Origin of the sequence: Actinomadura sp. NBRC 104425 (genome assembly GCF_030269545.1) — a bacterium.
GTDB classification, from domain to species: domain Bacteria; phylum Actinomycetota; class Actinomycetes; order Streptosporangiales; family Streptosporangiaceae; genus Spirillospora; species Spirillospora keratinilytica.
The window spans coordinates 1-25,244 of sequence record NZ_BSTN01000038.1; the positions used below are offsets into that span (position 1 = coordinate 1).

26 protein-coding genes and 1 pseudogene are annotated in these 25,244 nt (G+C 71.9%); 15 read left to right on the top strand and 12 right to left on the bottom strand.

Going from position 1 to position 25,244, the window contains the following annotated elements:
• The 8 genes and pseudogenes from QSK22_RS31220 to QSK22_RS31255 form a co-directional block, all read right to left on the bottom strand.
• Nucleotides 1-184 (bottom strand): annotated as a pseudogene (locus tag QSK22_RS31220) (methyltransferase domain-containing protein); the annotation flags it as partial.
• Complete coding sequence (locus QSK22_RS31225; protein ID WP_285498067.1) at nucleotides 181-324, bottom strand: hypothetical protein; 144 nt, start codon at nucleotides 322-324, stop codon at nucleotides 181-183. The gene QSK22_RS31225 and the pseudogene QSK22_RS31220, both read right to left, overlap by 4 nt.
• 434 nt (nucleotides 325-758) lie before the next feature.
• Entirely contained in the window at nucleotides 759-1,112 is a 354-nt protein-coding gene (locus QSK22_RS31230; protein ID WP_285498068.1) for a hypothetical protein, read from the bottom strand.
• Complete coding sequence (locus tag QSK22_RS31235) at nucleotides 1,109-1,384, bottom strand: hypothetical protein (RefSeq protein WP_285498069.1); 276 nt, start codon at nucleotides 1,382-1,384, stop codon at nucleotides 1,109-1,111. Before QSK22_RS31235 ends, QSK22_RS31230 begins: the two co-directional genes overlap by 4 nt.
• A 147-nt stretch (nucleotides 1,385-1,531) precedes the next feature.
• A complete protein-coding gene (locus QSK22_RS31240) occupies nucleotides 1,532-2,383 on the bottom strand; it encodes a DUF5753 domain-containing protein (protein WP_285498070.1) in 852 nt (283 codons plus the stop codon).
• Between the two features lie 7 nt (nucleotides 2,384-2,390).
• Nucleotides 2,391-2,909 (bottom strand): DUF6879 family protein, encoded by a 519-nt coding sequence (locus tag QSK22_RS31245; protein ID WP_285498071.1) that lies wholly within the window; start codon nucleotides 2,907-2,909, stop codon nucleotides 2,391-2,393.
• Nucleotides 2,890-3,114: a hypothetical protein gene (locus QSK22_RS31250; RefSeq protein WP_285498072.1), complete on the bottom strand. Its 225-nt coding sequence runs from the start codon at nucleotides 3,112-3,114 to the stop codon at nucleotides 2,890-2,892. The genes QSK22_RS31245 and QSK22_RS31250 overlap by 20 nt, the downstream gene beginning before the upstream one ends.
• 88 nt (nucleotides 3,115-3,202) lie before the next feature.
• Nucleotides 3,203-3,523 carry a hypothetical protein gene (locus QSK22_RS31255; protein ID WP_285498073.1) on the bottom strand — a complete coding sequence of 107 codons (321 nt, stop codon included), beginning with the start codon at nucleotides 3,521-3,523 and terminating at the stop codon, nucleotides 3,203-3,205.
• Nucleotides 3,524-3,633: 110 nt separating this feature from the next.
• On the opposite strand from QSK22_RS31255, the gene QSK22_RS31260 reads away from it, so the two are divergent.
• The 3 genes from QSK22_RS31260 to QSK22_RS31270 are packed head-to-tail and all read left to right on the top strand — an operon-like array spanning nucleotide 3,634 to nucleotide 6,079.
• Nucleotides 3,634-3,924: a hypothetical protein gene (locus QSK22_RS31260; RefSeq protein ID WP_285498074.1), complete on the top strand. Its 291-nt coding sequence runs from the start codon at nucleotides 3,634-3,636 to the stop codon at nucleotides 3,922-3,924.
• A complete protein-coding gene (gene tgmB / locus QSK22_RS31265; protein ID WP_285498075.1) occupies nucleotides 3,921-4,922 on the top strand; it encodes an ATP-grasp ribosomal peptide maturase in 1,002 nt (333 codons plus the stop codon). The genes QSK22_RS31260 and tgmB overlap by 4 nt, the downstream gene beginning before the upstream one ends.
• Entirely contained in the window at nucleotides 4,919-6,079 is a 1,161-nt protein-coding gene (locus tag QSK22_RS31270; RefSeq protein ID WP_285498076.1) for a methyltransferase domain-containing protein, read from the top strand. Before tgmB ends, QSK22_RS31270 begins: the two co-directional genes overlap by 4 nt.
• 346 nt (nucleotides 6,080-6,425) lie before the next feature.
• On the opposite strand, the gene QSK22_RS31275 is transcribed toward QSK22_RS31270, so the two are convergent.
• Both QSK22_RS31275 and QSK22_RS31280 read right to left on the bottom strand, forming a co-directional pair.
• The gene (locus QSK22_RS31275; RefSeq protein ID WP_285498078.1) at nucleotides 6,426-6,860 is read right to left on the bottom strand and encodes a DUF3592 domain-containing protein; all 435 of its coding nucleotides are present in this window, start codon (nucleotides 6,858-6,860) and stop codon (nucleotides 6,426-6,428) included.
• A 631-nt stretch (nucleotides 6,861-7,491) separates the two neighbouring features.
• Entirely contained in the window at nucleotides 7,492-8,484 is a 993-nt protein-coding gene (locus QSK22_RS31280; RefSeq protein WP_285498080.1) for a nucleoside hydrolase, read from the bottom strand.
• Between the two features lie 812 nt (nucleotides 8,485-9,296).
• Here QSK22_RS31280 and QSK22_RS31285 point away from each other — a divergent pair.
• A complete protein-coding gene (locus tag QSK22_RS31285; RefSeq protein ID WP_285498081.1) occupies nucleotides 9,297-9,596 on the top strand; it encodes a hypothetical protein in 300 nt (99 codons plus the stop codon).
• A 307-nt stretch (nucleotides 9,597-9,903) separates the two neighbouring features.
• On the opposite strand, the gene QSK22_RS31290 is transcribed toward QSK22_RS31285, so the two are convergent.
• Entirely contained in the window at nucleotides 9,904-10,032 is a 129-nt protein-coding gene (locus tag QSK22_RS31290; protein ID WP_285498082.1) for a hypothetical protein, read from the bottom strand.
• A 348-nt stretch (nucleotides 10,033-10,380) separates the two neighbouring features.
• On the opposite strand from QSK22_RS31290, the gene cas3 reads away from it, so the two are divergent.
• From cas3 to cas6e, 6 genes are read left to right on the top strand one after another with little or no spacing between them, the layout of a single operon-like run.
• Nucleotides 10,381-13,197, top strand: coding sequence for a CRISPR-associated helicase Cas3' (gene cas3 / locus QSK22_RS31295; protein WP_285498083.1), 2,817 nt, complete (start codon nucleotides 10,381-10,383; stop codon nucleotides 13,195-13,197).
• Complete coding sequence (gene casA / locus QSK22_RS31300) at nucleotides 13,190-14,851, top strand: type I-E CRISPR-associated protein Cse1/CasA (RefSeq protein WP_285498084.1); 1,662 nt, start codon at nucleotides 13,190-13,192, stop codon at nucleotides 14,849-14,851. The genes cas3 and casA overlap by 8 nt, the downstream gene beginning before the upstream one ends.
• Entirely contained in the window at nucleotides 14,848-15,489 is a 642-nt protein-coding gene (casB, locus tag QSK22_RS31305) for a type I-E CRISPR-associated protein Cse2/CasB (RefSeq protein WP_285498085.1), read from the top strand. The genes casA and casB overlap by 4 nt, the downstream gene beginning before the upstream one ends.
• Entirely contained in the window at nucleotides 15,486-16,640 is a 1,155-nt protein-coding gene (gene cas7e, locus QSK22_RS31310; RefSeq protein ID WP_285498086.1) for a type I-E CRISPR-associated protein Cas7/Cse4/CasC, read from the top strand. The genes casB and cas7e overlap by 4 nt, the downstream gene beginning before the upstream one ends.
• Nucleotides 16,637-17,374, top strand: a complete 738-nt coding sequence (gene cas5e / locus QSK22_RS31315) for a type I-E CRISPR-associated protein Cas5/CasD (RefSeq protein ID WP_285498087.1) — start codon at nucleotides 16,637-16,639, stop codon at nucleotides 17,372-17,374. Before cas7e ends, cas5e begins: the two co-directional genes overlap by 4 nt.
• Before the next feature lie 7 nt (nucleotides 17,375-17,381).
• Nucleotides 17,382-18,062 carry a type I-E CRISPR-associated protein Cas6/Cse3/CasE gene (gene cas6e / locus QSK22_RS31320; RefSeq protein ID WP_285498088.1) on the top strand — a complete coding sequence of 227 codons (681 nt, stop codon included), beginning with the start codon at nucleotides 17,382-17,384 and terminating at the stop codon, nucleotides 18,060-18,062.
• Between the two features lie 722 nt (nucleotides 18,063-18,784).
• On the opposite strand, the gene QSK22_RS31325 is transcribed toward cas6e, so the two are convergent.
• Nucleotides 18,785-19,816 carry a lytic transglycosylase domain-containing protein gene (locus QSK22_RS31325; RefSeq protein WP_285498090.1) on the bottom strand — a complete coding sequence of 344 codons (1,032 nt, stop codon included), beginning with the start codon at nucleotides 19,814-19,816 and terminating at the stop codon, nucleotides 18,785-18,787.
• Nucleotides 19,817-20,156: 340 nt separating this feature from the next.
• On the opposite strand from QSK22_RS31325, the gene QSK22_RS31330 reads away from it, so the two are divergent.
• From QSK22_RS31330 to QSK22_RS31350, 5 genes are all read left to right on the top strand, one after another.
• Nucleotides 20,157-20,591 carry a hypothetical protein gene (locus QSK22_RS31330; RefSeq protein ID WP_285498091.1) on the top strand — a complete coding sequence of 145 codons (435 nt, stop codon included), beginning with the start codon at nucleotides 20,157-20,159 and terminating at the stop codon, nucleotides 20,589-20,591.
• An 11-nt stretch (nucleotides 20,592-20,602) separates the two neighbouring features.
• Nucleotides 20,603-20,932 carry a hypothetical protein gene (locus tag QSK22_RS31335; RefSeq protein ID WP_285498092.1) on the top strand — a complete coding sequence of 110 codons (330 nt, stop codon included), beginning with the start codon at nucleotides 20,603-20,605 and terminating at the stop codon, nucleotides 20,930-20,932.
• A gap of 13 nt (nucleotides 20,933-20,945) precedes the next feature.
• Nucleotides 20,946-21,683, top strand: coding sequence for a hypothetical protein (locus QSK22_RS31340; RefSeq protein WP_285498093.1), 738 nt, complete (start codon nucleotides 20,946-20,948; stop codon nucleotides 21,681-21,683).
• 104 nt (nucleotides 21,684-21,787) lie between these two features.
• Entirely contained in the window at nucleotides 21,788-23,683 is a 1,896-nt protein-coding gene (locus tag QSK22_RS31345) for a TrbL/VirB6 family protein (RefSeq protein ID WP_285498094.1), read from the top strand.
• Complete coding sequence (locus tag QSK22_RS31350) at nucleotides 23,680-25,119, top strand: SCO6880 family protein (RefSeq protein ID WP_285498095.1); 1,440 nt, start codon at nucleotides 23,680-23,682, stop codon at nucleotides 25,117-25,119. The genes QSK22_RS31345 and QSK22_RS31350 overlap by 4 nt, the downstream gene beginning before the upstream one ends.
• Nucleotides 25,120-25,244: the final 125 nt, after the last annotated feature.

Below are 25,244 nucleotides of genomic sequence, written 5' to 3' on the forward strand. Positions count from 1 at the left end.
CATCCGGATACTCGTCGCGGCGTCGTGCGCTGAACCCGCCGCCGTCGCCCTCCCCCCAGATGAGGTCCGGGACGAACCGGTGCCGCGGCATGGCCAGGAACGCCGGACGCCACCGGTCGGACAGCACACCGCGGTTTTCGAGTTCGCCGATGAGCTGCTGGTTCAGGGCTTCGGCCTCGCTCACTTGCCCTTGCCGCCCTTGCCCTCGTCGTCCTTGGCCCTTGTGCCCTTGCTCGGCTGCTTGGTCGGGTCGACGAACGTGCCGTGCTCCTCCTTGGGCCTGTAGCCGTCGCCGCTGTGGCCATCGGTGCCGCGTTTGCCCATCTGCTTCCTCCATGTGGTCGTTGTGTTGTCGCGGGATCGGTGGGCGGGCGGGCCACCGCGCCATGCAGACCCGCCCCGCCGTCTTGGCGCCGCGCCCCGGGAGGCACCCCTACGCACACGGGGGCGCGGCGGTCTGGAACCGCGGCCCGGGGCGTGGATGTGCCGCCAGCCTCCCGGGACCGCGGGGTCTAGGTCGTCAACAGCTGCCGGGTGACCTCGGCGACCCCGTCGCGGGACGTGCATGTGCCGGCACTCATCGCCGATCCGCACGGCCAGCCACCAGCCGTCACCGAGGTCCACGGCGACCGTCAGCTGTTCGCCGGTGTCGTCGTCGAAGGCGTTCCAGACGTCGGGGTAGCACCGGCGGATGAGGACCGACCGGCCGCCGATCCGCACGCGGATGCACTGGCCGACGTCCTCGGCCTGGCCGCCGGTCACCGTTCGTCGTCGTCGAGCTGGACGAACACGCCGACAAGGCGCCGCCACCACGGCGGCCGGGGTGCTTCGTGCCGCCCGTGCACCGGACGCCGCACACGCCCCGGCACGGGCCGGGGGGCCTGCTGCGGGGCGACCGGCTGTACCCCGGCGGCGGCCAAGCACCGCTCCAGCCCGGCGGGCGTGGCCGCGGCGACCACCTCGTCACCGACCGGGTGACCGGTCGGCCGCACCACCAGCGCCATCCACACCGCGTTCCGGTCGTCCCACCACACCGGCACCCGGTACCGCCGCCGCAAGCGGGCGGTGACGGCGGCGGTGTCCCACAGCACCGGCCCCGCGGGCGCGGTCACTTCGCAGCCTCATCGGCGAGGCGCTCGGCGCGTCGGGCGAGGCGGCCGAGGATGTACAAGACCGCGTCCCGCTCGTGCCCGCCACCGGTCTCGGAAATCGGCTCACCCGCCCCGGTGAAGAACCACAGGCGGCCACCGTCCTCCGGCCTCGGCCGACAGGTGATCGTCAACCAGACACCGGCCGCGTCCGCGACGCGCAGCATGGTGGTGACCGTCAGACCCTGCACGGCCAGCTTCCGGCCGAGCGCGGCCAATGGGTCATACCCGTACATCAGTCGGACCTCCGTCGTCCGGCGAGGTCCCGGGGTTCCCCGCTGTGACCGCAGCGGCCCGGGGTCGACGGCGTTTGTGCCATCCGTCACAGACGATCCACCCGCCGTGAGATCCAGAGCCAGAAGTGTGCAGGAGTGTGCAGCAGCTCAGCTCAACACGCCCAGCGCACGGCGCATCAGCGCGCGTGCCTGGTCGCCGTACACGGCCATCGCCGCGAACTCGGTGAACGCCTGGACATACTCCGCGATCTCGCCCGGCTGTGTGATCGTCAGATATCCCGACACCAGCTCGACGGTCACCTGAGCATCATCGAAGATCCAAAACCCTTCGGCCGGCCACCGTGTGCGGCCGACCCCCATGGGGATCACACCCAGGCTGACCTGCGGCAGCGACGTGCACGTGATCAGGTGGTCGATCTGCCCTGCCATCGTGGAGGCGTCGCACGGCGCCGACCGCAGCACCGACTCCTCCACCAGCATTGCGAACCGGCGATCCCCGGTGTGCAGGACGTGCTGTCTCTCCATGCGCGAGGCCACCGCAGCGTCCACGTCGTCGCGCAGGCCGCTGCGCTCCTGGATCGACCGCAGCACGGCTGTCGTGTATGCACGGGTCTGCAACAGGCCGGGCACGAGCCAGGACGAGTAGGCCCGGAAGTGCCGGGTGCGCTCGTATACCGGCAGCCGCGCCTCCTGCTGGCGCCGTAGGCCAGTGCGGAGCAATCGCCGCCACTCCATGTACATGCTGCCGACCACGCGCAGGGCCGCGATCAACTCGTCGGCCTGCTCGGGCACACCACACACCCGGCACCAGGTGCGGATGTCGGTGGCGGAGGGCGAGGTCGCCGTGTGTTCCAGCTTTGACACCTTCGTGCGGTGCCACCCTGCCGCCTCTGCGAGCGCGGTCGCGGTCAGTCCTGCTTCGACGCGGATGTCTCTGAGGCGGTCGGCGAGCGCCTTACGCGCCTGCTGGACGCTGGACGACGGCGAGGTGGCGGACACGGTACGCCTAGGCGGGTCGGTAGTCCTCGTGGTCGACGCCGCGTTCCCACACCGCCTCGAACGCGGCCGCGCACAGCTTGACGGCCGCCGGGTCCTCGGTGATCTCGGTTCCGGTGGGTCGGCCGTCGCCGTCGAAGTGGTTCCACAGCACCAGACGGCCGTCGACGAGCCAGAAGTCGTTACCCGGCAGGGCTAGGTCGGACGCGCGTCGGCGCGGCAGCCAGCGCAGCCGCTCGCCGGCAGCGACGTTGGTGAACGCGTAGCTGTGGCTGTAGCGGATGTACTCGCTGACCGGTTCGGACACCACGCGGGCCCGGCGCACGTCGACCCCGCGGCCGACGGTCTCGGCGATCAGGTCCAGCCAGGGGCGCCACCAGGACGCGCGGTCGGCGGGGTCCCAGCGATGCCCGTCCCGCCACGCCTGAATGCGCTGCTGCTCGGCCTCGACGGTGTAGACGTCGCGCATCTCCAGGTGCACGGCCGACACGGTGGCCGAGGTGAGCAGGTCACGATACGTCGGTGCCACCGGTCACCTCCGGGAAGAATCGCATCATCCGGGCGGGGAACCGCATGGTCAGCTCGCCCGGCGGGTCATCGCCGACGGCCGCGCGTGTCTGCGCGTCGATCTTCCACCCTCGCAGGACGTAGTCCCCGGTGTCGGGATCGCGCCACACAGTAGGAGATTGCCCGTCGTCGGACTGGGGGTCCTTTCCCAGGAACTCTAGGGTCACGCCGCCCTCCCTCTCCGCTGGTGTGCAAAGGCGTGCACGATGACTCTCGCTCTGGCGGCGGGGACGGGTCAAGCTGGCTGGGGCCGCGCTACCCACCGATGCCCAGGACGTACGGCAGTGTGGCGAGCGCCGGCCACGCGTCCCACAGGCAGATCACCGCGGCCGCGACCAGGTGGACGATGACGAGCAGGACAGCCCGGTGTAGAAAGTCCCGCCACATCTCCCGGTCCGTGCGCTCGGGCCGCTGGGCGAGGCGCCGCCGGATGATCTCGGTGTAGCGGGCGCGGTCGCCGCCGGCCTCACGCCAGACGGCGCGGCGCTGGACGACGACGTGGTATCGGCGGGCGAGTGGCTCGGTGTCGCGCTGGCCTCCGTCAGTGGCACGTCCCTGCGCGACTGGCTGGTCCACCAGGGCGGTGCGAAGACGGTCGGCGGAGATGGTGAGTGGCGTTTTACCTTCTCGCTGTGCGGTTCGCCAGTTACCTTCGGGATGATGCCCGAACCGGAGGCGATGCGATCATGCTCCACCCTCCCGTCGCCCGTCGTCCTTTCACGGAGGTCGACCAGGTCACCTGTTCACCGGACGGCGAGTCCCGCGGCCTGCTGGCCCGTGTCGGTGACCTGTTCCCGCTCAATCCCATCGGCAACGTGCTGAGCAGGACCGACACTCCGGCCACCGAGGCCCGCCCGTGGGGGCTGCGGCACCTGACCGTCCCGCAGCCCCGCGCCGGCAAGCACGAGGGCGGCACCAAAGAGACCACAGGCGACCCCGACGGCACCAGCCCCGGCGAGGAAACGGGCGGCGATTGACCCGCAGCACGCACGGCCGGTCGGTGCTGATCCTGGCCGCCCCCACCTTCGACGACCCCACCGCCGACCGCGTCGCGGCCGAGTTGGCGCTGCGCGGCGTGCCGGTGATCCGCATGGACGCCGCGCAGTTCCCCACCCGCATCGCCATGACCGCCACCATCTCCTCCGGCGACCGCTGGCGCGGACGGCTCACCGCGACCGACGACGGCCACGATCTCGTCGACCTGGCGGGCGTCGGCGCGGTGTACTACCGCCACCCCGAGCAGTTCGTCCTCGATGAGCGGATGTCGGCGCCCGAGCGCGTCTTCGCGTTCCGCGAGGCGCGGCGCGGGTTCGGCGGCGTCGTCCAGGCCCTGGCCGGCGCGCGGTGGGTGAACGACCCGGTCGCGGCCGCGCGGTGCGAGTACAAGCCGGTCCAGCTCGCCGAGGCCGCCCGCGTCGGCCTGGAGATCCCCGACACGCTCATCACCTCCGATCCGCAGGCCGCCTACGACTGGGCGAAAGCCTTGGGCCGGCCGGTCGTCTACAAGCCGCTCGGCGGGATCTGGCACGGCGACGAAGGCCGCGTCCGCGTGCTCTACACGACCGCAGTCCGCGACCTGGAGACGCTGCGGGACCCGGCGATCTGCCGCACGGCGCACCTGTTCCAGGAACAGGTGCCCAAGGCGTTCGAGGCCCGCGCGGTCGTGGTCGGGCACCGCGTGTTCGCCATGCGCATCCAGGCGGGCAGCGAACGCGCCGCGATGGACTGGAGAAGCGATTACGACGCGCTGACCTACGACGACCTGCACCTGCCCGCCGACACTGCCGCGAAGCTGGTGGAGCTGCACCGCAGGCTCGGCCTGGTCTGCGGCGCCGCCGACCTGGTCTGCCGCCCCGACGGCCGGTACGTGCTGCTGGAGACCAACCAGGCCGGGGAATGGGGCTGGATCACCGCCGAGACAGGCGCGCCGATCGCCGCAGCCGTCGCCGACGAGCTGACCCGGATTCCCACGTGACCGCAAACCCCGACGTCCGCAACCGCGCCATGACCGCCGCGCTGCGCGCCGCCGGCGTGCTGACCGACGCCCGGGTGGAGGCGGCCATGCACGCCGTCCCACGACACCTCTTCGCTCCCGATACCGGATGGCTCGCCCCCGACAACGGCGCGGGGCCGGGCCGGGCCATCAACCGCCACACCGACCCCGACGGCTGGTGGGACGCGGTCTACAGCGACGGGTCGATCATCACCCAACGCGAGGACGGCGCGGCCCCCGCCGACGCCCCCACCGGCACCCCCACCAGCTCCCTGTCCGGGCCCGGCGCGGTCGCCGGGTTCCTGCAGCTGCTGGACGTGCGGGCGCGGGACCGTGTGCTGGAGATCGGCACCGGCACCGGCTGGACCGCCGCACTGCTCACCCGCCTCGGCGCCGACGTCACCACCATCGAGGTCGACCCGAACGTCGCCGATCAGGCCACCGCCAACCTCAAGGCCGCCGACGTCGCCGTGCACCTGGTGATCGGTGACGGCGCGCGCGGCCGGCCGGACGGCGGCCCGTACGACCGCGTCCACGCCACCTGCGCCGTGACGGCCGTGCCGTACCCGTGGGTCGAGCAGACCCGCCCCGGCGGCGTGATCGTCGCCCCCTGGCAGCCGATGCCCGGCCACGGCTGGAAGCTGCGACTGACCGTCTCGGGACCGCGCGCAGTGGGACGCTTCCACGGGGCAGCCGGGTACATGCTGCTGCGCGCGCACCGCACCGTCGCACGCTGGAACCCCCACCACGCCGACGACGCCGGCACCGCCCGCACCCGCCTGGACCCCCGCACCATCCACCAGGCCGGTGCCGGGTTCATGCTCGCGATCGCCGCGCGCTGTCCCCGGCTCGGCATGATGCCGATGCACAACGACGACGGGTCGTTCTCCCTACTGCTGTTCGAACCCGGCGACGCAGACGGCTCCTGGGCCACCTGCGACTGGGAGCCCGGCCACACCGACTACCAGGTCACCCAGTACGGCGCGCGGCGGCTGTGGGACGAGACCGCGGCCGCGTTCGCCTGGTGGGTCGACCAAGGCGCACCCGGCCCCGACAGATATGGCCTCACCGTCACCGAACACGGCGAACACCTATGGCTCGACCACCCGGCCACCACCATCTCGCCAGCACCCCCGTAGCGCCGAGACGAGCCGAGCGGGTTCGAGCCCTGCGCGAACCCGAGAACGAGTCCGAGCAGGACGGCGACGACAGGGATCGCAAGCGCGGCCACCGCGTGCCGCCCTGCCCGATAGCGGTATGGCGCAGGATGCAGCAATGCCGCGAGCCCGGCCATGAGCGCAAAGATGATCAACGAAGGCAGCGCGACCCACAGCAGGCTCCAGGTCAACGCGGTCAGGCCGTCACCGGCTCCGACCCTGACGGCGACGACCGCGTTGACAAGCGCGCCCCAGCGCAGACGGCCAAGGCGACGCTTCATGACCTGATCAGGTCCATCACCCTTTCCGCATGCGACACGGCGCCCCCTTACAGGCCGGACCAGCCCCGGTACACCATGATGACGCCGAGCACTACGACCAGCGGACCGAGCACCAACATGGCCAGATGCACTCCCGCGCGCTCGGCGGTGCTGTGCGGACGCTCCGGGTCGTAGACGACGGTCACTGCTCGCCCCGGCCTCGGCCCCGGGAACGTCGACAGCGCACTGGTCCTCTCGACGGTCCGGCCGTCCTCGGTGGTGAATCGGAAACGTGCGGCACGGCTGTAGACGCCGGGACCACTCACGTGCCCGACCTCCTCCCGGCCCACGAACACGCCGCGAGCCCGCCGCATACGCCGGGTCAGCCGCAGGCGACCCACGATCTCGGCGAGTGCGACACCGACGAACGTCAGCCCCAATGCAATGCTGAGGATATTCCCGACCACCGGCCCTCCCAGCCGCGTCGACGCGGCGTCAGCCACGGCATTTCGGCAGATTCTTGAACGGGCGGGTACCGTCTGGCAAGGGTGCGCCGTGATACCGCGCGTTCGTAGCCGAACGCGTGGAATTTGAGAGCGCGGCGTTGATCCCTAGTTTCAGCCCCACTTCACAATCGCACCGTAGTTGGAGTCGGTCTGATCGTACTGATAATCGACCTTGGAGGTCTTTCCCCTCTCGTACAGCAGTCGCTGCAACGGAGTGGCGTCCGGCCCTGGCTGCCTTGTCGGAGCCATGTCATCCCAGTTAGCGCCAGGCGTTTGCCCACCTGGACCACCCCTGGCGGCGCGCCGGTGCCGACGCCTGGACGAGGAGATCAACGCCATCGACCAGGAGGCGGAACTGGCCGCCCGGCTGGGGCGGTGCCGGCCCCCGGACGGCGGCACCCACGGCATGTGTCCCGGCCGAGGAAGACGATCCGATGGCCGGGCGCGGCGAGCACATCGCGCTCCAGTCCGGCAGCATCCGGGCGATGATCGTGACGATGAAGGGCGCACTGCCGGCGCGGATCGCCCCGTACGCCTCGGCGACAGCCTGGAGCTGGTCGTCGGCCAGTCCATAGGCCCTTTGGAGTGCCGCCAGCGAGATGGACCTGTTCGATGGGTTCCATTTCCCTCACCCGGCTTTCGGGGTGGCGTCCAGCTGCGTGGCCGGATCAAGCGTTCGGGTGAGCCAGCGCATGAACGGCCGGTAGCGGGCCGAAACGCTGAGGCGCAGCAGGACGCCTTCCTGTTCGCGGCCGCGGCGCATCCGCCCGATCTCGTCCATGACCACACGAACCGGACCTGAGGTGACATACGGCAGGTCCAGCGCTACCGACAGCGTGAGCGCGTCGTGCTGCAGCGACTCCGGGTGGAAGCGCTCGAACCAGCGGTCGAGATGGCGTGCCACGAGCGTCGCCCAAGAGGGCGCTCCGGAAGCGGTCAGAGCGCGATAGATCCGACTCTGGGAATCAACCGCGATCTGCTGGTTCCATGTGACGTCGGAGATGACGAACTCCGGGACCGCGAGACGCCGGTCGGCGACGGCGTCGAGCACGGTGCGGGCCGCGGGCATGTCGAGGCGGATGTTGTGCTCGGCACGGTCGGGATGCCGGTAGGCGAGCGCCCCTCCCATCTGCGTCACACTCAGGCGGGGGAGCAGGTCAGGGGCATGTTCGACGATGTGGGCCAGGTTGCTGAGCGGCCCCATCCCCACCCAGCACACCGGCCCGGAAGCCCGTTCGCACACCGCGCGTACGGCATCGACCACCCCGGTGGGCTGACGCCCGACTCCGTCGGGGACGAGCCCGTCAACGCAGTAGTAGCGGGTATCGCCCACCGAACATCCCTCAACGACAGAAACCTCGGCGCGTTGAAGCGCGTCGAGCAGGACGCGGGCGAACCGCGCCCGTTGGCCAGGACCGAAGGAGGAGCCCGTCTCATCACTGGTGATGACCAGGGCCAACCGGGGCAGAGTCCGGGCGGCGGCGGCCACCGCCAAAGCGTCGTCCGGGTCACCACCGATGTCGGTGTCGATAATGACGGGCGCGGCTCCAAGGTCGGCGGCAGCCCGCCGCTGCTCACGCAGGTGCCTGACCCCAGGCGATTCGTCACTCTTCATCGTCATCCGCAGCTTTTCTTCCCTGGTCAGCCGGCCGCGTCGGTCACCGTGTGCGAGGCGGCTACCGGTCGGCACAGCGTAAGCATCGAGCTTCCACGGTGGCCTCGTCGACGTGGGCTCCGACGCAACAGTCAGATCCCGCACCAGCCAGTCAGGCCACACACGGTCAGTTTGCAAATCCAACCAAATGAAAACTCGGTCTCCCCGCTATAGAATCGCAGGTCAGCAAGTGTCGGCCCCGCGCACGCGGGGATGGTCCGCGAGGGCTGGCGCGCGGCCTGGTCGAGCCGCTGTCGGCCCCGCGCACGCGGGGATGGTCCCCGGCGCGAGACCCGGCCCCAGCTCACCAAGTCGTCGGCCCCGCGCACGCGGGGATGCTCTCTTCCTCCGTCGTGAGGTACTGCTCCTCACACAGTCGGCCCCGCGCACGCGGTACGAGGCCTGCTCGACCCGAGTGGATGACCGCGGTGCGCTACGACCCGCCGCACATCCCAGTGCGCGCCAGCGGTACTCGTCGATACGCACAGTGCGGCCCCCAGAGGACGGGCGCGGCCGTGATACCTCGTCGAGTGCCAGCAGGCGCCACGGCCGTGCACGGTCATCCAGGTCGCCGAAGACCTGGCGGTGGGATCTACGGGCGGGGTCGGCCAGATCCGACGCCGAGGCCACGCTGGGTCGTTAGCGAATCCAACTAAATGAAATCTCGGCGTCGCCGCCATGAACTCGCAGCTCAGCAAGTCTCGGCCCCGCGCACGCGGGGTGGTCCATGTGTGCCTTGCTGCCCACCGCAGCACGGTCGGCCTCGCGGGCGCGGCGGCGTGCGCAGGCTCGCTCCGCACTGGCTGATCCCCCACCGCGAACCCGCCCCCATCACCGGAGCCGACCTGCCGCGCCGTCGAGAGGCCGACGTCGGACTCGCCGCGCTGCACCAGCAGTACGCTGCGGCCGGTGCGCTTTCGCAGCGGCCGAGTTTGCCCCTCGACGTGGCCGCAGCGATCCGCGACGACCTGGCCGTCATCGCCGCCGACGAAGACCACCTGTGTGCCGAACGCCACGTGTACGAAGCGGAGCTGCACGCCCTCCACAAGGCCCGCGACAACCGAACAAGACGCAGTTGAGGGCCCACGGCCGGGGGTGTCCACATTCTTCTGAGGAGGCCCGGTGCCCCTTCCGCACTAGGAACGGCCAATGAGAGGCTGCGGTAGCGGAGATGCCAGGTGGCGTCACGGGACCGCGGGGATGTGCCTCGATGCTGTTCCCAAGGTAGGCACAGCTGGCCGACGTGTCCTAGGCTGCCAACAGGTCAGGCCTGCCACGTTAGGCCTGACCTGTTGGGCGTGCCGCAGGTTGGGCACAACCGCACCAAAGGGCCTCCTACCCGCACAACTCCTGGCCAAGGAAGCCGGTAGGAGGCCCTTCGGTCTCTTAGTGACCGAACGGTCCGCGGTAGACCCACTGGACGACGATCCAGACCGAGGCCTTGATCACCTCGAGCCACACGCGGATCCTCCAGTACCGGCCCGACCCGTGGACCGCCTCAGGCCGCTCCCTCACAGCCCCTCCTATCCCGGCCGATGGTTAGGGGTCGACCGGCGCCCCTGCCGGACCATCCGGCGATCGCACGGCTCGTCCGAGTGGAGAGGCTGAGACAGCCCGCCAGACGGCTGGTCTGTGGACAGCCCTGGCTACGGGCCCTCAACTACACCAATCGGACATTTCACCTGTTGGCATCTCTTCCTGGCGAAATTGCCTGCGCGCCACTCCCTCGCAGTCGGAGACGCCACAGGAGCCGACGTCCTTTGGCTACTATAGCCACATGGATGGCCTATTGGGGCAACCGTTTGCTCCGCGATCGCGGAGATGGTCCCAGGCGGTCCATTTGCTGGGATATCGGCCCCGCGTATGCGGGGATTTGGGAGCGTCCGGTGCCCCCCAGAGGGCGCCGGACGCTTTCCCGGTCCGCGGTTGGCATCCATCGCACTTTTGTCGGTGGGTGCCTGTAGAACCGTGGCGGCCCCATTAAGGAGGTGTGTTGTGGAGTTGACCGCTGCGGCGCTCGCCGTGTGGGGGAAGACCGGCGAGGCGAGCCGGGATGCCGCAGTGGCCGCGGACGAGTGGCATCCGCTGGTCGCGCACCTGGTCGATGCAGCGAATGTCGCGGCATGGTTGTGGGACCACTGGTTGCCGAAGCCGTTGAAGGATCAGGTGGCGGCCCATCTGCCGGGTGGGGCCGAGGACGGCAGGCGGCTGATGTCTTGGCTCGCCGCACTTCATGATCTTGGAAAGGCGTCTGACTTTCAGTCGAAAAGTCCGTTTCATGCCAGGCGGGGGCGCGAGGCCGGATTGCCGTTCGCCGAGCGGACAAAGACCCCGCACTCCCTGGTCTCGGCGTACGCGTTGCACGGGCTGCTGAGCGAGGCGGGCTGGTCGGCGGAGTGGCCGAGCCTGGTGATCGGCGGCCATCACGGCGTCTTCCCCGGTCCGCGCTGGCGGGCGACCGCCAAGCGGGCCCTGGTGTACGAGCATCCGGGGTGGGCGAAGGTGCGGCGCGAGATCTTCCAGGCCGTCACCGGGCATCTCGGCGTCGACGTGCGGGAGTGGCGGCAGGTGAACCTGCCGGTGCCGGTGGCGTGCGCCGTGGCCGGCGCGGTCATCCTGGCGGACTGGCTGGCCAGCACGGAGTCCCTGTACGCCTATGAAGGCGCCTTCCCCGACGACTATCCGCAGCGGTCGGCGGCGCGGGTGCACGGCGTCCGCGAGGTGATGGGGTTGCGCGACGTGTGGCGTCCGGACGCCGAGCTGGCCTCCAAGGCGCCGTCCGAGTTCTACCCGACCCGCTGGCCCAGGAGGATCAACGACCCGCGGGACGTGCAGCGGCGGGTGCTGGAGACGGCGCAGGGCGCCGACGGCCCCGGGTTGATGATCGTCGAGGCGCCGATGGGCGACGGCAAGACCGAGGCGGCGCTGGCGGCGGCGGAGGTCCTGGCGGCCAAGACGGGCGCGGACGGCATCCTCGTCGCCCTGCCGACGCAGGCGACCGCCAACCAGATGTTCGGTCGGGTCTCGGACTGGCTGAAGGCGCAGGGCGGCAGGACCACGGTCGTGCTGGCCCATGGGAAGGCCGATCGCCAGGACGACTACCGCACGTTGCTGTTGCGGAGCGTCGGGGTGGACGAGTGCGACGGCGGGATCACGGCGTCGCGCTGGCTGTCGGGCGGCAAGAAGCGGCTGCTGGCGCCGGTGGTCGTGGGCACCATCGACCAGGTGCTGCTGGCCGGGGTCGCCGTCCGCCATGTGGCGCTGCGGCATCTGGGCCTGACCGGCAAGGTGCTGGTGATCGACGAGGTGCACGCCTACGACGCGTACATGTCAACGATCCTGCGGCGGGTGCTGGCATGGCTGGGCGCGCTGGGCGTGCCGGTGATCCTGCTGTCGGCCACGCTGCCGTCCCGGTCGCGGGCGGAGCTGGTGTCCGCCTACGCCCGGCGGGAGGTGCCGGTTCCGGACGACGCCGAATACCCGCAGGTGACGTGGATCGGCGCGGGGCAGCGGTCCGCACAGGCCGCCGAGGCCAAGGCGAGCAAGGCCGACGTCGCGTCGGTGCGGTTCCACGACGAGTCGGAGGACCCCGCCGGAATCGTTCCGCTCGTCCGGGAGCTGCTGTCGGAAGGCGGCTGCGCACTGGTCATCCGCAACACCGTCGGCCGCGCCCAGCGCACCTACGACGCCCTGGCCGCGGCGTTCGGATCCGACGCGGTCACCTTGGCCCACGCCCGGTTCACCATGGCGGACCGGAGGGCACGCGAGCAGTCGCTCGTCGATCAGTTCGGCCCCGAGCAGAAGGCGCGTCCGAGCCCGCACGTGGTCGTGGCGACCCAGGTGGCCGAGCAGTCGCTGGATGTGGACTTCGACGTGCTGGTCAGCGACCTGGCGCCGGTGGACCTGCTGCTGCAGCGGCTGGGCCGGGTGCACCGCCACGAAGACCGCGCCCGACCGGAGCGTCTGCGGCGTCCGCAGCTGGTGGTCGCGGGCTGCCGCCGACTGCCCGACGGGCCGCCGCGGCTGCCGGCCGGCAGCGTCCTGGTCTACGGGGAGCACCTGCTGTGGCGCACGGCGGCCGCCCTGGACGGGAAGGCCGAGATCGAACTGCCGCGCGCCATCCCAAAGCTCATCGAGGCCGTCTACGGGACGGAGCGGATCGGGCCCGACAGCTGGCAGCGCGACCTGCTGCGCGCCGCGGACGACGAGCGTGCGCGGCGGGAGTCGATGGAGCTGGCGGCGCGGCAGATCCTCCTGCCCGAGCCCGACTGCCCGAGCCTCGCGCGGATCGGGGACATCGGCGAGGGCCACGAGGAGTCGGACGCGCAGGTCCAGGCCACGGTCCGACTCGGCGCCCGCACCATCGAGGTGGTCCTGCTGCGCGACAGCGGGCGGCCGGGCCGCGCCCGCCCCGTCTCCGGCGACGAACGGCAGGAGATTCCGCTGGACGAGGCTCCGCCGCGGAAGCTGATCGACGTGATCCTCGACCAGGCGATCCGGCTGCCGCAGCAGCTCACCGAAGCGGCGTCGCAGACGGCTTACACACCCCCCGCGTGGCGGCGGACGCCCTGGTTGTCGGACGCCCGGGTGCTGCTGCTGCCGGCGGACGGCCCCCTCCGGTTGGGCGGCCGTCTGGTCACCTACGGTCCGGCTCTGGGTCTGGAGGACACCCGTGCCTGAGTCCTACACCTTCAACCTCGCCGACGAGCCGTGGCTGCCCTGCCTTCGCGCGGACGGCGCGCTGGTCACGCTGTCGCTGCGGGACCTGCTGCTGCAGGCGCACCAGATCCAGGACCTGGTGCCCGACAGCCCCACGCAGTACCCGCCGCTGCTGCGGCTGATCCTGGCGGTCGTGCACCGGGCCGTGGGCACCGACGACCATCCCGGGCCGCGGACCGAGGAGGAATGGCGGGCGCTCTGGGATATGGATCGGCTGCCCGCCGACAGGATCACCCGCTATCTCGACCGGGTCCGCGACCGGTTCGACCTGTTCCACGACGAGGCGCCCTTCGCCCAGGCCGCGGGGCTGCGCGCCCGCAGCGGCGAGACCAAGACGATCGGGCTGCTGATCCCCTACGTGGCGGCGGGCAACAACGTGCCGCTGTTCTCGGCGGCCAGGGACGCCGACCCGCCGCCGCTGTCGCCGGCCGAGGCGGCGCGCTGGCTGGTCCACGCGCACGCCTGGGACACGGCGGCCATCAAGACCGGCGCCGAAGGCGACCCGCAGGTCAAGTACGGCAAGACCACCGGCAACCCCACCGGGCCCCTGGGGCAGCTGGGGGTCCTCATCCCCACCGGTCCGACGCTGCGGCACACGCTGCTGTGCAACCTGCGGATCCTCACCTCGCAGATCAGCGGCTCGGGAGACGCCCCGCTGTGGGAGCGCGCGCCGCTCGGCCCGCAGTGGCGGGAGCGGACCCCCGCCGGGCTGCTCGACCTGTACACCTGGCCGTCCCGCCGGATCCGGCTCATCCCCGAACCCGCAGACGACGGGGTGCGGGTCCGCCAGGTCGTGCTGTGCGCGGGCGACCGGCTCCGCCTGCACGAGCTGTACGGCATCGAGCCGCACTGCGCGTGGCGGCGCAGCCGCCCCCAGGAGAAGAAGCTCGGCCGGGCCGTGGTGTACATGCCCGTCACCCACCGGCCGGGCCGGCAGCTGTGGCGCGGCCTGGGGCCGATCCTGGCGCGGGAGACCCTGACCGGCATCATCGGCCCCGACTCCAAGGTCCCCGCCATGCTGGAGCAGCTGGCCGACCACGCCGACACCATCGAGGAGCTGGCCGGGGTGCCGCTGCGGCTGCGCGGGATCGGCATGACCTACGGCAGCCAGAGCGCCGTCATCGACGAAACGTACGCCGACGTCCTGCCCCTGCCCGTCGCCCTGCTCGGCGCGCAGGAGTCGGTGTGGGAGCCGGTGGTGCTGGACGCGGTCCGCGCCGCCGAGGCGGCGGCCAGGCACCTGGCGGCGCTGGCGGCCAACCTCGCCAAAGCCGCGGGCTGCGACGATGACGACCTTCTCAACGCCCGTCGCGACCAGGCCCGCACCCGGCTGTACGCCGACCTGGACCACCCGTTCCGGCACTGGCTCGCCCGGATCGACGACCTGACGCCCCGCGCCGCCCGCGGCGAATGGCGCGGCACCGTCCGCGAGAGCGCCTGGCAGATCGCCGACGAGCTGATCGGCCGGGCTTCCCCGCAAGCCGTGCGCGGCCGGAACGTCGAGATCTCGCCCAAGAAGACCGTACGGCTGACCTCGGCGCTGGCCGAGATCTGGTTCAGGGCCGCCCTCAAAAAGGAACTACCGTCCGACGCCCCCGAGGAGATGCACGGGTGACAGAGCAGAACGGAAAATCCCCGCCGCGGTGGCAGACCGAGCTGGCCGCGGTGCTCGGCAGACTCGTCACCGCCGCCGACGGCGCCATCACCTGCGACCTCGGCGGACTCGCCGCATGCCGCCGAGGACTGCGCAAGAGGCCGATGGACGAACCGGCCATGTGGAAGTACATCGCACCGGTCTGCCTGGCCGTCCCCCCCGAATGGGGCGCCCGGGCCGTCCAACGGGTGGAGGCCGCCACCCACTACGCCCTCGCCTTGCACGCCTTCCACCAGCAGTCCCGCCAACGGCCCATGCACCAGCGAGGCGAGGAGCACCGGGCCAACACGCTCGGCCTGGCGGGAGCCAGGCTGCGCAACGTCCTGGTGAAGAAGGACATCGCGACCGACGGCGTGGACCGGCGCTTCTACGCCGCCGCCACCGCCGACTCTGTGGAAGAGGTCGTCGGTCACCTGCGCGCGTTCGTCCCGCAGCTGCGCGAACACGACGTCCCGCTGGACTACGTCCGGCTGGCCGCCGACCTGGCGGCCTGGCCGAACCCCGAGCTGCGCACAAAGATCCGCCGCCGGTGGGGGCTGGACTACCACTGGTCCCCCTCCACCGACGCCGCCCCCACCGCCGACAAGGAGAATTCATGACCTTCCTGGACGTCCATGTCATCCAGTCGGTCCCGCCGGCCAACCTCAATAGGGACGAATCGGGCAGCCCGAAAACCGCCACCTACGGCGGTGTCCTGCGGGCCCGGGTGTCCTCCCAGGCGTGGAAGCGCGCCGTGCGGACCGCGTTCCTGGACGACCCCGAGCTGGCCAAGGACGGCGGCATCCGCACCAAGCAGCTCCCGCAGGTCATCGCGGACGCACTCACCGCCCGCCGCCCCGACCTCGGCGAGCACGCCCACGCCATCGGCGCGGCCGCGACCTCCGCGCTGTTCAAGAAGGTGAAGCTCACCAGCGGCAAGCGCGACGACCGCAAGGTCACCGAATACCTGCTGTTCCTGGGACAGGAGCAGATCGAACGGGTCGTCGACAAGCTGGAGGGCGAAGATCTGGAAACGGTCGCCGGCGACGAGAAGGCGCTGCAGGAGCGCATCGCCGCTCTCAAGCTCGACGAGCTCGGGGTCAAGGGGCACGCGGGGGCCGTGGCGCTGTTCGGCCGGATGATCGCCGACGCGCCGGAGCTGAACGTGGACGCCGCCTGCCAGGTCGCCCACGCCCTGTCCACCCACCAGATCACCGCCGACCAGTTCGACTACTTCACCGCCGTCGACGACGAGTCCCGCGCGGACGAGTCCGGCGCCGGCATGATCGGCAGCGTCGAGTTCAACTCCGCCACGCTCTACAGGTTCGCCACGGTCTCCCTGCGCGACCTGAAGCGCAACCTGGACGGCGAGACCGACCGCGCCCTGCACCTGGCCACCGCGTTCGCGCGCACGTTCGCCACCAGCATGCCGACCGGCAAGCAGAACAGCTTCGCCGCCCACACCAGGCCCGACTTCATCATGCTCAGCGTCCGCAAGGACCAGCCCGTCAGCCTGATCGGCGCCTTCGAGGAGCCCGTCAAGGCCCCCGAGGGCGGCATCGTCCCCGCCTCGGTCGCGGCCCTGGCCACCTACCACAAGCAGCAGGACGACATGTACGGCACGGCCCCTGTGATGAGCGCCATGGTCTACCCGGCCTGGCTGGCCGAACGCGTCCGCAACGACAAGCGCACCGACCTGCCCGACGCCGTCACCCTCGACGCGGCGCTGGCGTCGGTCCGCGCCTGCCTGGCCCAGCAGCTCGGCGCATGAACGTTCTGCTCCTACGGCTCGCCGGGCCGCTGCAGTCCTGGGGCACGGCCAGCCGCCACATGACCCGCAGCACCCTGACCACGCCGACCAAGTCCGGCGTGATCGGCCTGCTCGCCGCCGCGCAGGGACGCCCCCGCGGCGCCGACCTGTCCGACCTGGCGGCGCTGCGGTTCGGCGTCCGCGTCGACCAGCCCGGGCGGCTGCTCATCGACTACCACACCGTCTCGGCGGCCTCCCGCAGCGCCGTCCCCTCCGAGCAGAGGCTGCCCACGGCCGCCGGTGCGAGCCTCCGGCCCCGCGACTCGACGAAGGTGACCCGGCGCCACTACCTGGCCGACGCGGTCTTCGTCGCCGCCCTCGAAGGCGGCGACGACCTGGCCGCACTCGCCGACGCCCTGCGCAGCCCGCGTCACCCGCTCTACCTCGGCCGACGCTCCTGCCCGCCGTCCCGGCCGGTGTTCATGGACCTTGTGCGGTCCAGCACACTCGAGACGGCCCTGGCCGAGGCCGAGTGGCAGGCCGGCCCCGCCGAGCGGCGCCGCCGCAAGGACGAGACCCGCGTCACCTGCCCCGTCGTCCTCGACTCCGACAGCGGAGGCGACCCCGTCACCGACGTCCCGCTCCCCGCCGCGGCCTACGCCCGCCGGTTCGGCGAACGCCTCGTCAGGCAGTACTCCATCGACCTGCCCCCCACGGCAGCAGAGCCGCACGACCCCATGGATTTGCTGGAGTGAGGTCCTGTTGTTCCTGACACGCGCCTTCATCAACCCCCGGCGCCACGGCGCCGTCCGCCTGCTGGGCAGCCCCCAACGCATGCACGCCGCGGTCCTGGCCGGATTCCCGCCCGTCCTGTCCGAAGACGACCGCGTGCTGTGGCGCCTGGACGCCGACAGCACGCACAAGGTCTCCCTCTACATCGTCTCGGCCCACCGACCGGACCTCACCCACCTGGTCGAGCAGGTCGGCTGGCCCAGATCCGACGTGCCCTCCTGGGCCACCAAGCCCTACACGTCCCTGCTCGACCGGCTCAAGCCAGGCCAGCGGTACGCCTTCCGCCTGACCGCCAACCCCACCTACGTCGAATTCGTCAGCGGGAACCAGCGAGGAAGACGCCGCCCCCACACCACCGTCGAGCACCAGACCAACTGGCTCCTCAAGCAATCCGCCAAGGCCGGCTTCCGAGTACTGCCCGGCTCCAGCCCACTTCCAGGCTCCGAGGAAGCCGCGCTGAACCTCCGCCTCGTCGACCGGCAACGCATCAAGTTCACCAAAGGCGAAGGCCGGCAGGTCACCCTGTACCAGGTCACCTACCAAGGACTCCTAGAGGTCACCGACGAACACGCCCTCCGCGCCGCGCTCACCCAAGGCATCGGACGAGCCCGCGCCTACGGCTGCGGCCTGCTCACCCTCGCCCGCCCATGACGGCCACACCCCACCCGCCGGCGAAGCACCCACACCGACCACGCCCCGCACCACCAAGGGCGCCCAGCTCCAGCCGAAGGCCGAGGCGCACAGTCAGCCCCGCACACGCGGGGATGGTCCCCACGTCCGAACACGTCCACGGACGGCGGGCCGGTCGGCCCCGCGCACGCGGGGATGGTCCGCGGCGCGGCCATGTCGTCACCTCGACGCTGGAGTCGGCCCCGCGCACGCGGGGATGATCCGATCATCCCGGAGCGCATCGCGTGGCTGGCCGAGTCGGCCCCGCGCACGCGGGGACGGTTTGTGGAGGTAGGCGGACGTGATCGCCGCGTCGGCTGCGCATGCGGGGGTGGTTCGGGTCATGCCTGTTCACGTCGGCGCTATGGCTCGAAGGACAGTCAACCCTGCAGGCGGTGTGGTCAGCGGCCACGTCGGCACGCGGGCGAGGCGGCTACCGGTCGGGGCAGCGTACACAAGGACGGCTCCACGGTGACCTCGTCGACGCGAGCGCCGACGCAACCGCAACAGTCAGAGCCCCGCCTGCCGGTTAGGCCACGCATAGTCCGTTCGCGAATCCAACCGAACGAAAACTTGGCTTCACCGTCATAGACTTGCAGGTCAGCAAGTGTCGGCCCCGCGCAGGCGGGGATGGGCCCCTCAGGGGTTTCGCGAAGCACGGCGGGACGGGTCGGCTCCGGCATGTGGGGTGATGCTGCCGCAGGTCAGTACACCGAGATGTGGACGTGGTCGTAGTGGTTGGCGGTGATGCCGCCGCGGTTCTCCATCGTTCGCCAGCCCTCGCGGGCGCGTTCGATGTTCCAGATGCGCTGGCGCCAGATGACGTAGCGGATGCCCAGCTTCCCGGCGTTGGCCGCGGCCCAGTTGGCGATGTCGTAGCCGACCTGCGTCTGCTCGGCGCTGGGCATGGTGCCGATGCTGACCATGAAGTCGCAGGCGCGGCCGCGGGCGTGGTCCTGCGGGTCGCCGGTGGTGCGGTAGCAGCCGATGGTCTTCAGGGGGCCGAACCGAGCGCGGATCAGGTCGCGGACCTGCCGCATGCATGCGGTGATGTTCTCCGCACCCATGGGCTGTGAGCGGCACTGCCGGGCGTTGACGCTCTGCGGCGCGGGGTTGATGAATCCGCCGCTGTCGGCGCAGGCGACTCCGGCGAGGTCGGGGGCGGTGGCGTTGGAGGCGCCGATGTCGAAGTCGCCCTGGGCGTAGCGTCGGGCCAGGTTCATGACGCGGTCGGCGTAGGCCTCGGCCGCCGGTCCGGAGCCGTTGTAGCGGCGCACCGCGGTGCGCGGGTCGCGGCGGTAGCCCTTGTCCTCGATGAGGATGCGGGCGGCGGTGGCGATGGCGTCGGCCGGGTCGTAGACGCTCCTTCGCCCGTCGCCGTCGCCGTCGACGGCGTAGCGGCTCCAGGAGTCGCCGGCGGCGCCGCCGATGCCGATCTGCATCGGCCCGGCCGCTCCGGCGTAGTTGGCGCCGGAGCGGATGCCCGGCCCGGGGTAGCGGCCGTGGTCGGACTCGACCTTGCCGATGGCCGCCAGGACGTTCCAGGGGATCCGGTACTCGCGGCCGGTCTTCTGGTAGAGCGCCAGGTAGTCGGCGGGGATCTCGCGGGCGTCATCGGAGGTGTCGGGTTGCGCCGCCGATGACGCCTGCACCCGGCAGCTGCCGAGGCCGAAACCGGCCAGCACCACCGCTCCCACCCCGACGACCAGCATGACCAGCACGAATCCGGCCGACATCACGAGCCCGGTTCTCCATGCGGCCGTCTGCGGCGGCATCGTCCTCCCCGTATGGACCACGAGCAGGTGCTGACGCCCCCGCGGCACCGACGGCGGGCGGAGCACCCTTCGACGGCAAACTCGGGTTGTCAATATTGGTCACTTCTGAGTAATTACATCACTGTCTGATCTTCCGCATCGTGATCGACGATCATGTGGGGGAGGTATGAAGGGCACGGCCATTGCGGCCGTTCCGGGGCCTCGACCTGCGACGACTCCGGTGTGCGCGCCCCGGCCGCACGCGCCGGCGATTGCCCCGACCGGAAGAAACGCCCAGGTCCTGCCCGCGAAGCCGGGGCTGGTGCTGTTCGGCGTGCACGGGGGAGCGGGCACGTCCACGCTGGTGCGGCTGCTGGACCCCGGGTACTCGGGGAGGGTCGTCGAGTGGCGGTACGGCATGCCGGTCGACGCCGCCCGCGTTCCGGTCCTGGTGGCACGTTCCACCGCCGCCGGGCTGGCGGCCGCCGCCGTCTGGGTCACGCGCTGGCGGCCGGATCTGCGCCGCCCTGCGCTGATGGTGGTGGCCGACGTGCCGTTCCGCGTCCCGCCCTTGGTGCGTTACCGGCAGCGTGCCCTGGCCTCCCGGGTGACCGCCGTGATCGATGTGCCGTACCTGTATCCGCTGCGTCATCTGGACGATCCCGCCCAGGCGCTGCGGCAGCGCAAGGTCGCCGCCGCCGTCGAGCGGGTGCGTCGTCAACTCGATCAGCTTTCGGCATCGGTGTCTGGAGGCTAACGATGTTGTCCTTGGCTGTTCGTGTCGACAACGCCCTGGTCGCGCTGGCCGCCCCGCCCGGTTCCGGCGGGGGCGGGACCCAGCTGAACAACCCCGCGCCCGAGGCTCCCGCCGGGCTGGAGGAAGTGGCGGAGCAGTGGATCTCCTGGGCCAAGTGGGGGTGCCTGGTCGCCGGCGCGCTCGGCCTGCTGATCTGCGCGGGCATGATGGCGGTGGGCCGCCGCAACCGCTCGTACCTGGCCGCCGAGGGTGCGGCCGGGATCCCATGGACGGTGGCGGGGCTGTCGCTGGCGGCCCTGGCCGTGCCGATCGCCGCCCAGATCATGAACGCCACCAGCTGAGCCGGGTGGTGCGATGACCTCGACTCAGCAGATCCGCGAGGCCGCCCGGCGACGCCGGCGGCGCGCCCGGCTGCTGGTGGGCGTCGTCGCGGCGCTGGCGGCTGTGCTCGTGGTGTCGTCGTTGATGAGCGGTTCGGGCGGTGACGGCGATGCGCACGGCGGGCCGGCTCCCTCCTCGGACGGGCGGAGCGGCTCCATCTCGCCGCAGGGCGCGGTGACGCTGCCGGGTGCGGCCGAGCTCCTCGACGAGCGCTTCCCGGTGCGGTTCCCGCACACCCCGCAGGGGGCCGCGGCGGCGATGGCGGCGATGCTCAACGCCAGCTGGACGCTGGACGCCGACCACAACCTGCGGGCCGCCGACATCTACGCCCAGCCGCAGATCCGCGAACGGGCGCGGGAGGCGGCCGTCCCGTCGGCCAGGGGCATGCGCGAACACATCGGCCTGCCTCCCGACGGGCCGCTGCCCAACGAGGCGTACGTGCGGGTCACCCCGATCGGCGTCCGCTGGAAGGTGATCACGCCCGACCAGATCCGTGTCGCGATGATGGTCAACGTCACCGCCGCCGCCAGCGCGCAGGCCACGCCGCAGTCGCAGGTGGTGGCGCTGGGATCGGACTGGGTGTGGGACCCCTCCGTGCGCGGCGGCGACTGGGTGTGGACCCTGGACGACGTCAGCGAGTTCGTCCCGCAGATCGCCGACCCGGGCACCCAGAGGTTCACCAGCCTGGGCTGGCTGCCGGTCGCCTCCTGACGCCGCCTGATCTGCGTCACCCCGCGGCCGGCATGCCGGATCGTCCCCCGGCGCCGACGAACGCGAGTTCCACCTTCGTCCCTGACTCTGTTGTGAGACCGACCATGACGCGCAGGAGCAGGCCGCTGCGGACACGGCCGGCGCGTACCTGGCGCGCGCTGCTGCTCACCGTGGCCGTCCTCGCCGCGGTGCCGGCGACGGCCCCGCCCGCCGCCGCCGCACCGCCGGCCCCGGACGGCCAGGCCACCGCCACGCCGACTGCGACGGCTCCCGTTTCGACGCCTTCGGCCACGTCCTCACCGGATCCGCGGCAGTCGGACCGGTCGGACGTCGGGCTGAAGGAGTGCCTGAAGAACCTGGCTCCGTGGACCAAGCCGGAGCAGAAGGTCGACAAGCTCGTCGAGTGCCTGCAGAAGGGCGCCCAGCAGGTGCCCGCACCGCCCTCACCCGGCGACGTGGCGAGCTCGGCGGGGGAGGCGCTGCTCAAACCCTTCGCGGAGGGCATCGCCAAGACCACCAACGAGCTGGTCCTGATCACGGTGACGGGCTGGTTGCAGCTGCCGTCGATCCGCATCACCGACTCGGGCGTCTTCGTCCAGCCCGACAGGTACCGCACCGGCACCAAGCTGCCCCAGGGCGGCTGCCTGCAACCGATCCCCAACGCCACGCTCGGCCCGGCGCCGGACGCGACCGGCGTCAGCCGGCCCAGCGGCACCGGGTCGGCGGCCGACACGGGCTCGGACTCCGCGCAGGGGACCGGGTGCGGGCCGAGCAGGGCGGTCAGCCAGTTCTCCAGCGCCAAACTCCAGGGCGTCATGGTCGGCGTCGGCACGATCGTCGCGACCCTGTTGCTGATCTTCGCCGCGATGCGCACGGCGTTCACCCGCAAAGGCCACCACGTGATGGAGGCGCTGCAGGGCCTGCTGGTCATGGCGGTGATGACCGCCATCGGTCTGACGCTGCTCGACGGCCTGCTGATCGCATCGGACGCGCTGACCGAGCAGATCCTCGACAGCTCGCTCAGCCGGGACCTCGGCGAGCGGGTGTCGGCGATGCTCGGGCTGTCCGTGGCGGCCTTCGGTCCGGTGCCGGTGATCCTGTTCGGGGTCGTGGTGTTCGCCATCGCGGTGGTGCAGCTGGTCATGCTGTTCATCCGGCAGGCCGCGATCCCGGTGCTGGCGATGCTGATGCCGGTGGCCGCGGCCGGGCAGGTCGGCGGGCACATCTCCCGCCAGTGGCTGGTCCGGCTGTGGACGTCGCTGCTGGCGATCGTGGCCTACAAGCCCCTGGCCGCGCTGATCTTCGCGGTGGGGTTCCTGGAGACCGGTGAAGGCCGCGGGTTCTGGGACATCGTCCGCGGTCTGACCACCCTGGTCCTGGCGATCCTGGCGCTGCCGACGCTGATGAAGATCTTCACCCCGATCGTGGGGCAGGCGGTCAGCATCGGCGCGCACAACGTGACGCTGGCCTCGATCGTCGGCGGCGCCTCCGAGGGAGGCTCCCTGCTGGGCTCGCTGATCAAAAGCCACGGCGGCGCCTCCGGCGGGGACGCCGACGCCAAGGTCCTTCCCTCCGATCCGCAGTCCTACGAGCGCGTGGGCGCCCTCGCCGGCGCGGGCGGCGTCACGGGCGCGGCGGCCGGGGGAGCCGGGCTCGCCGCGGCGGTCGCGACCGCGGCCGCCCGCCGGGTCGACGAGAAGGTCGCCCAGGGCGCGGACGCCTTCATCGGAGGCGACGGCGCCGCGCGGACCGCGCCGCCCGGCCCGGCCCCGGCCGACGGCGAGCCGGCCGTCGCTCCGCCGGTGCAGGAACCGCGCGTCGGCCGCCCGGCGCCGCACCCGGCCGACGTCGCCGATCCGCCGGCCGGAACCGACGACTTCGCTCGTCCCGATCCGGAGCCGGCCGCCGAGGACCCGCCCGTGACCCGGCCGCGCGAGATCGACGTGCAGCAGGCCGACCGGCGGATGCGAGACGGGGAACCGGAGGACGAGCCGCGGTGACCGGAACCGGCCCCACCCGGAGCTACGGGGACTGGCGGCAGAGCCGGTCGATCGGCCTGGGCGGCATGGACACCCGCCAGACCGTGATGGTGGTCTCCTCCGTCCTCGTCCCGCTGTTCGCCTTCGCGTTCGCCGGCCCGGCGCCCGGCCTGACCGCCGCCGTTCCCGCCGCGGCGGTGCTGCTGCTGGCGGTCACCCGCCGCGGCGGCGTGCTCGTCCTGGACCTGGCCATCGCCCGGCTGCGCTGGCAGCGGGCGCACTGGCGGGCCGAGACCGCCTACCGCGGACACGTGCTCACCGAGCTGCCCAGAGCCTGGGACCTGCCCGGCCTCCTGGCGCCGCTGCGGCTGCTGCAGGTCGACGACCCCGGCCGCGGCCCGGTCGGCGTGGTCTGGAACCAGGCCACCGGCCGCATGTCCGCCACGGTGCTGCTGTCCCCGGCCGGGGCGCTGCTCAACGACCTGTCCACCATCAACACCCAGGTCGCCTCCTGGGGGAACCTGCTGGCCTCCCTGGCCGACGACGAGTCCGTCTGCCACGCCGCCGTCACCATCGAGCTGGTGCCCGAGGCCGGCACCCGCCTGGCCGACCACGTGGCCGCCCGGGTCGCGCCCGACGCGCCCCGGCTGGCCAAGGACGTCCTCGACCAGCTGGTGGCCGCCGCGCCCCGCGGCGCGTCCCAGGTGCGCGCCCGGCTGACCCTGACGGTGGATCCGGCGCGCGGCGGCCGCAGGCCCCGCTCGGCCGCCGACGCGGCCGCCGAGGCGGTCCGCGCCCTGGGCGGGCTGTCGATCAGCGCGGCCGGCGCCGACGTGCTGCGCCGCGCCACCCCCGCCGACCTGGTCCGCATCGTGCGGACCGCGTTCGACCCCGCCGCCGAGGCCGCGCCCGAGAGCGCCTGGAAGCTGGACTGGTCGGACTCCGGCCCCCTCACCGCCGAGGAGCACCTGGACCACTACGAACACGACGGCGCGCACTCGATCTCGTGGGTGCTGCTGGCCGCGCCCCGCCAGCGGGTGGCGCACGACGTGCTGTTCCCCCTGCTCCGGCCGGGCCGGTTCCCCCGCCGCGTGACGATCATGTACCGGACGCTGTCGCGCGAGGAGGCCGGCGCCGTCCTGGAACGCGAGGCCAACGTCGCGGCCGCCCGCGAGATCGCCCGCCGCAAGTCGCGCCGCGACCCCACCGCGCGGGAGGCCGCCGACCGGGCCCGCGCGATCCGCGCCGCCCGCCAGGAGGCCCGCGGCGCCGGACTGGTGCAGTTCACCCTGCACGTCACCACCACCGTGACCGACCCGGCCGACCTTGAGGAGGCCAAGAGCGAGGTCGAACGAGCCGCCGGCGACTCGCGGCTGAAGCTGCGGGTGGCGCGCGGCGGGCAGGCCGCCGCCTTCGCCGCCGGACTGCCGGTCGGCGTCTTCCCACCGGACGCCTGACCGGCCGTCACCCCCGCTGGAACCGACAGCGATGAGACAGGGACGCAGGTTGCGCAGGAACCTCAGACGCCCGGCCCCCGACAGGCTCGGCGGCCGGAGCGGGCAGCGGCATGCCGGCGACGCGC

Bases quoted from the DNA above. Each gene is read 5' to 3' on its own strand.
- QSK22_RS31225 (WP_285498067.1), bottom strand. From the start codon at position 324: ATGGGCAAACGCGGCACCGATGGCCACAGCGGCGACGGCTACAGGCCC.
- QSK22_RS31235 (WP_285498069.1), bottom strand. From the start codon at position 1,384: ATGTACGGGTATGACCCATTGGCCGCGCTCGGCCGGAAGCTGGCCGTG.
- QSK22_RS31260 (WP_285498074.1), top strand. From the start codon at position 3,634: ATGCTCCACCCTCCCGTCGCCCGTCGTCCTTTCACGGAGGTCGACCAG.
- QSK22_RS31280 (WP_285498080.1), bottom strand. From the start codon at position 8,484: ATGACGATGAAGAGTGACGAATCGCCTGGGGTCAGGCACCTGCGTGAG.
- cas3 (WP_285498083.1), top strand. From the start codon at position 10,381: ATGCGGGGATTTGGGAGCGTCCGGTGCCCCCCAGAGGGCGCCGGACGC.
- cas7e (WP_285498086.1), top strand. From the start codon at position 15,486: ATGACCTTCCTGGACGTCCATGTCATCCAGTCGGTCCCGCCGGCCAAC.
- cas5e (WP_285498087.1), top strand. From the start codon at position 16,637: ATGAACGTTCTGCTCCTACGGCTCGCCGGGCCGCTGCAGTCCTGGGGC.
- QSK22_RS31325 (WP_285498090.1), bottom strand. From the start codon at position 19,816: ATGTCGGCCGGATTCGTGCTGGTCATGCTGGTCGTCGGGGTGGGAGCG.
- QSK22_RS31340 (WP_285498093.1), top strand. From the start codon at position 20,946: ATGACCTCGACTCAGCAGATCCGCGAGGCCGCCCGGCGACGCCGGCGG.
- QSK22_RS31345 (WP_285498094.1), top strand. From the start codon at position 21,788: ATGACGCGCAGGAGCAGGCCGCTGCGGACACGGCCGGCGCGTACCTGG.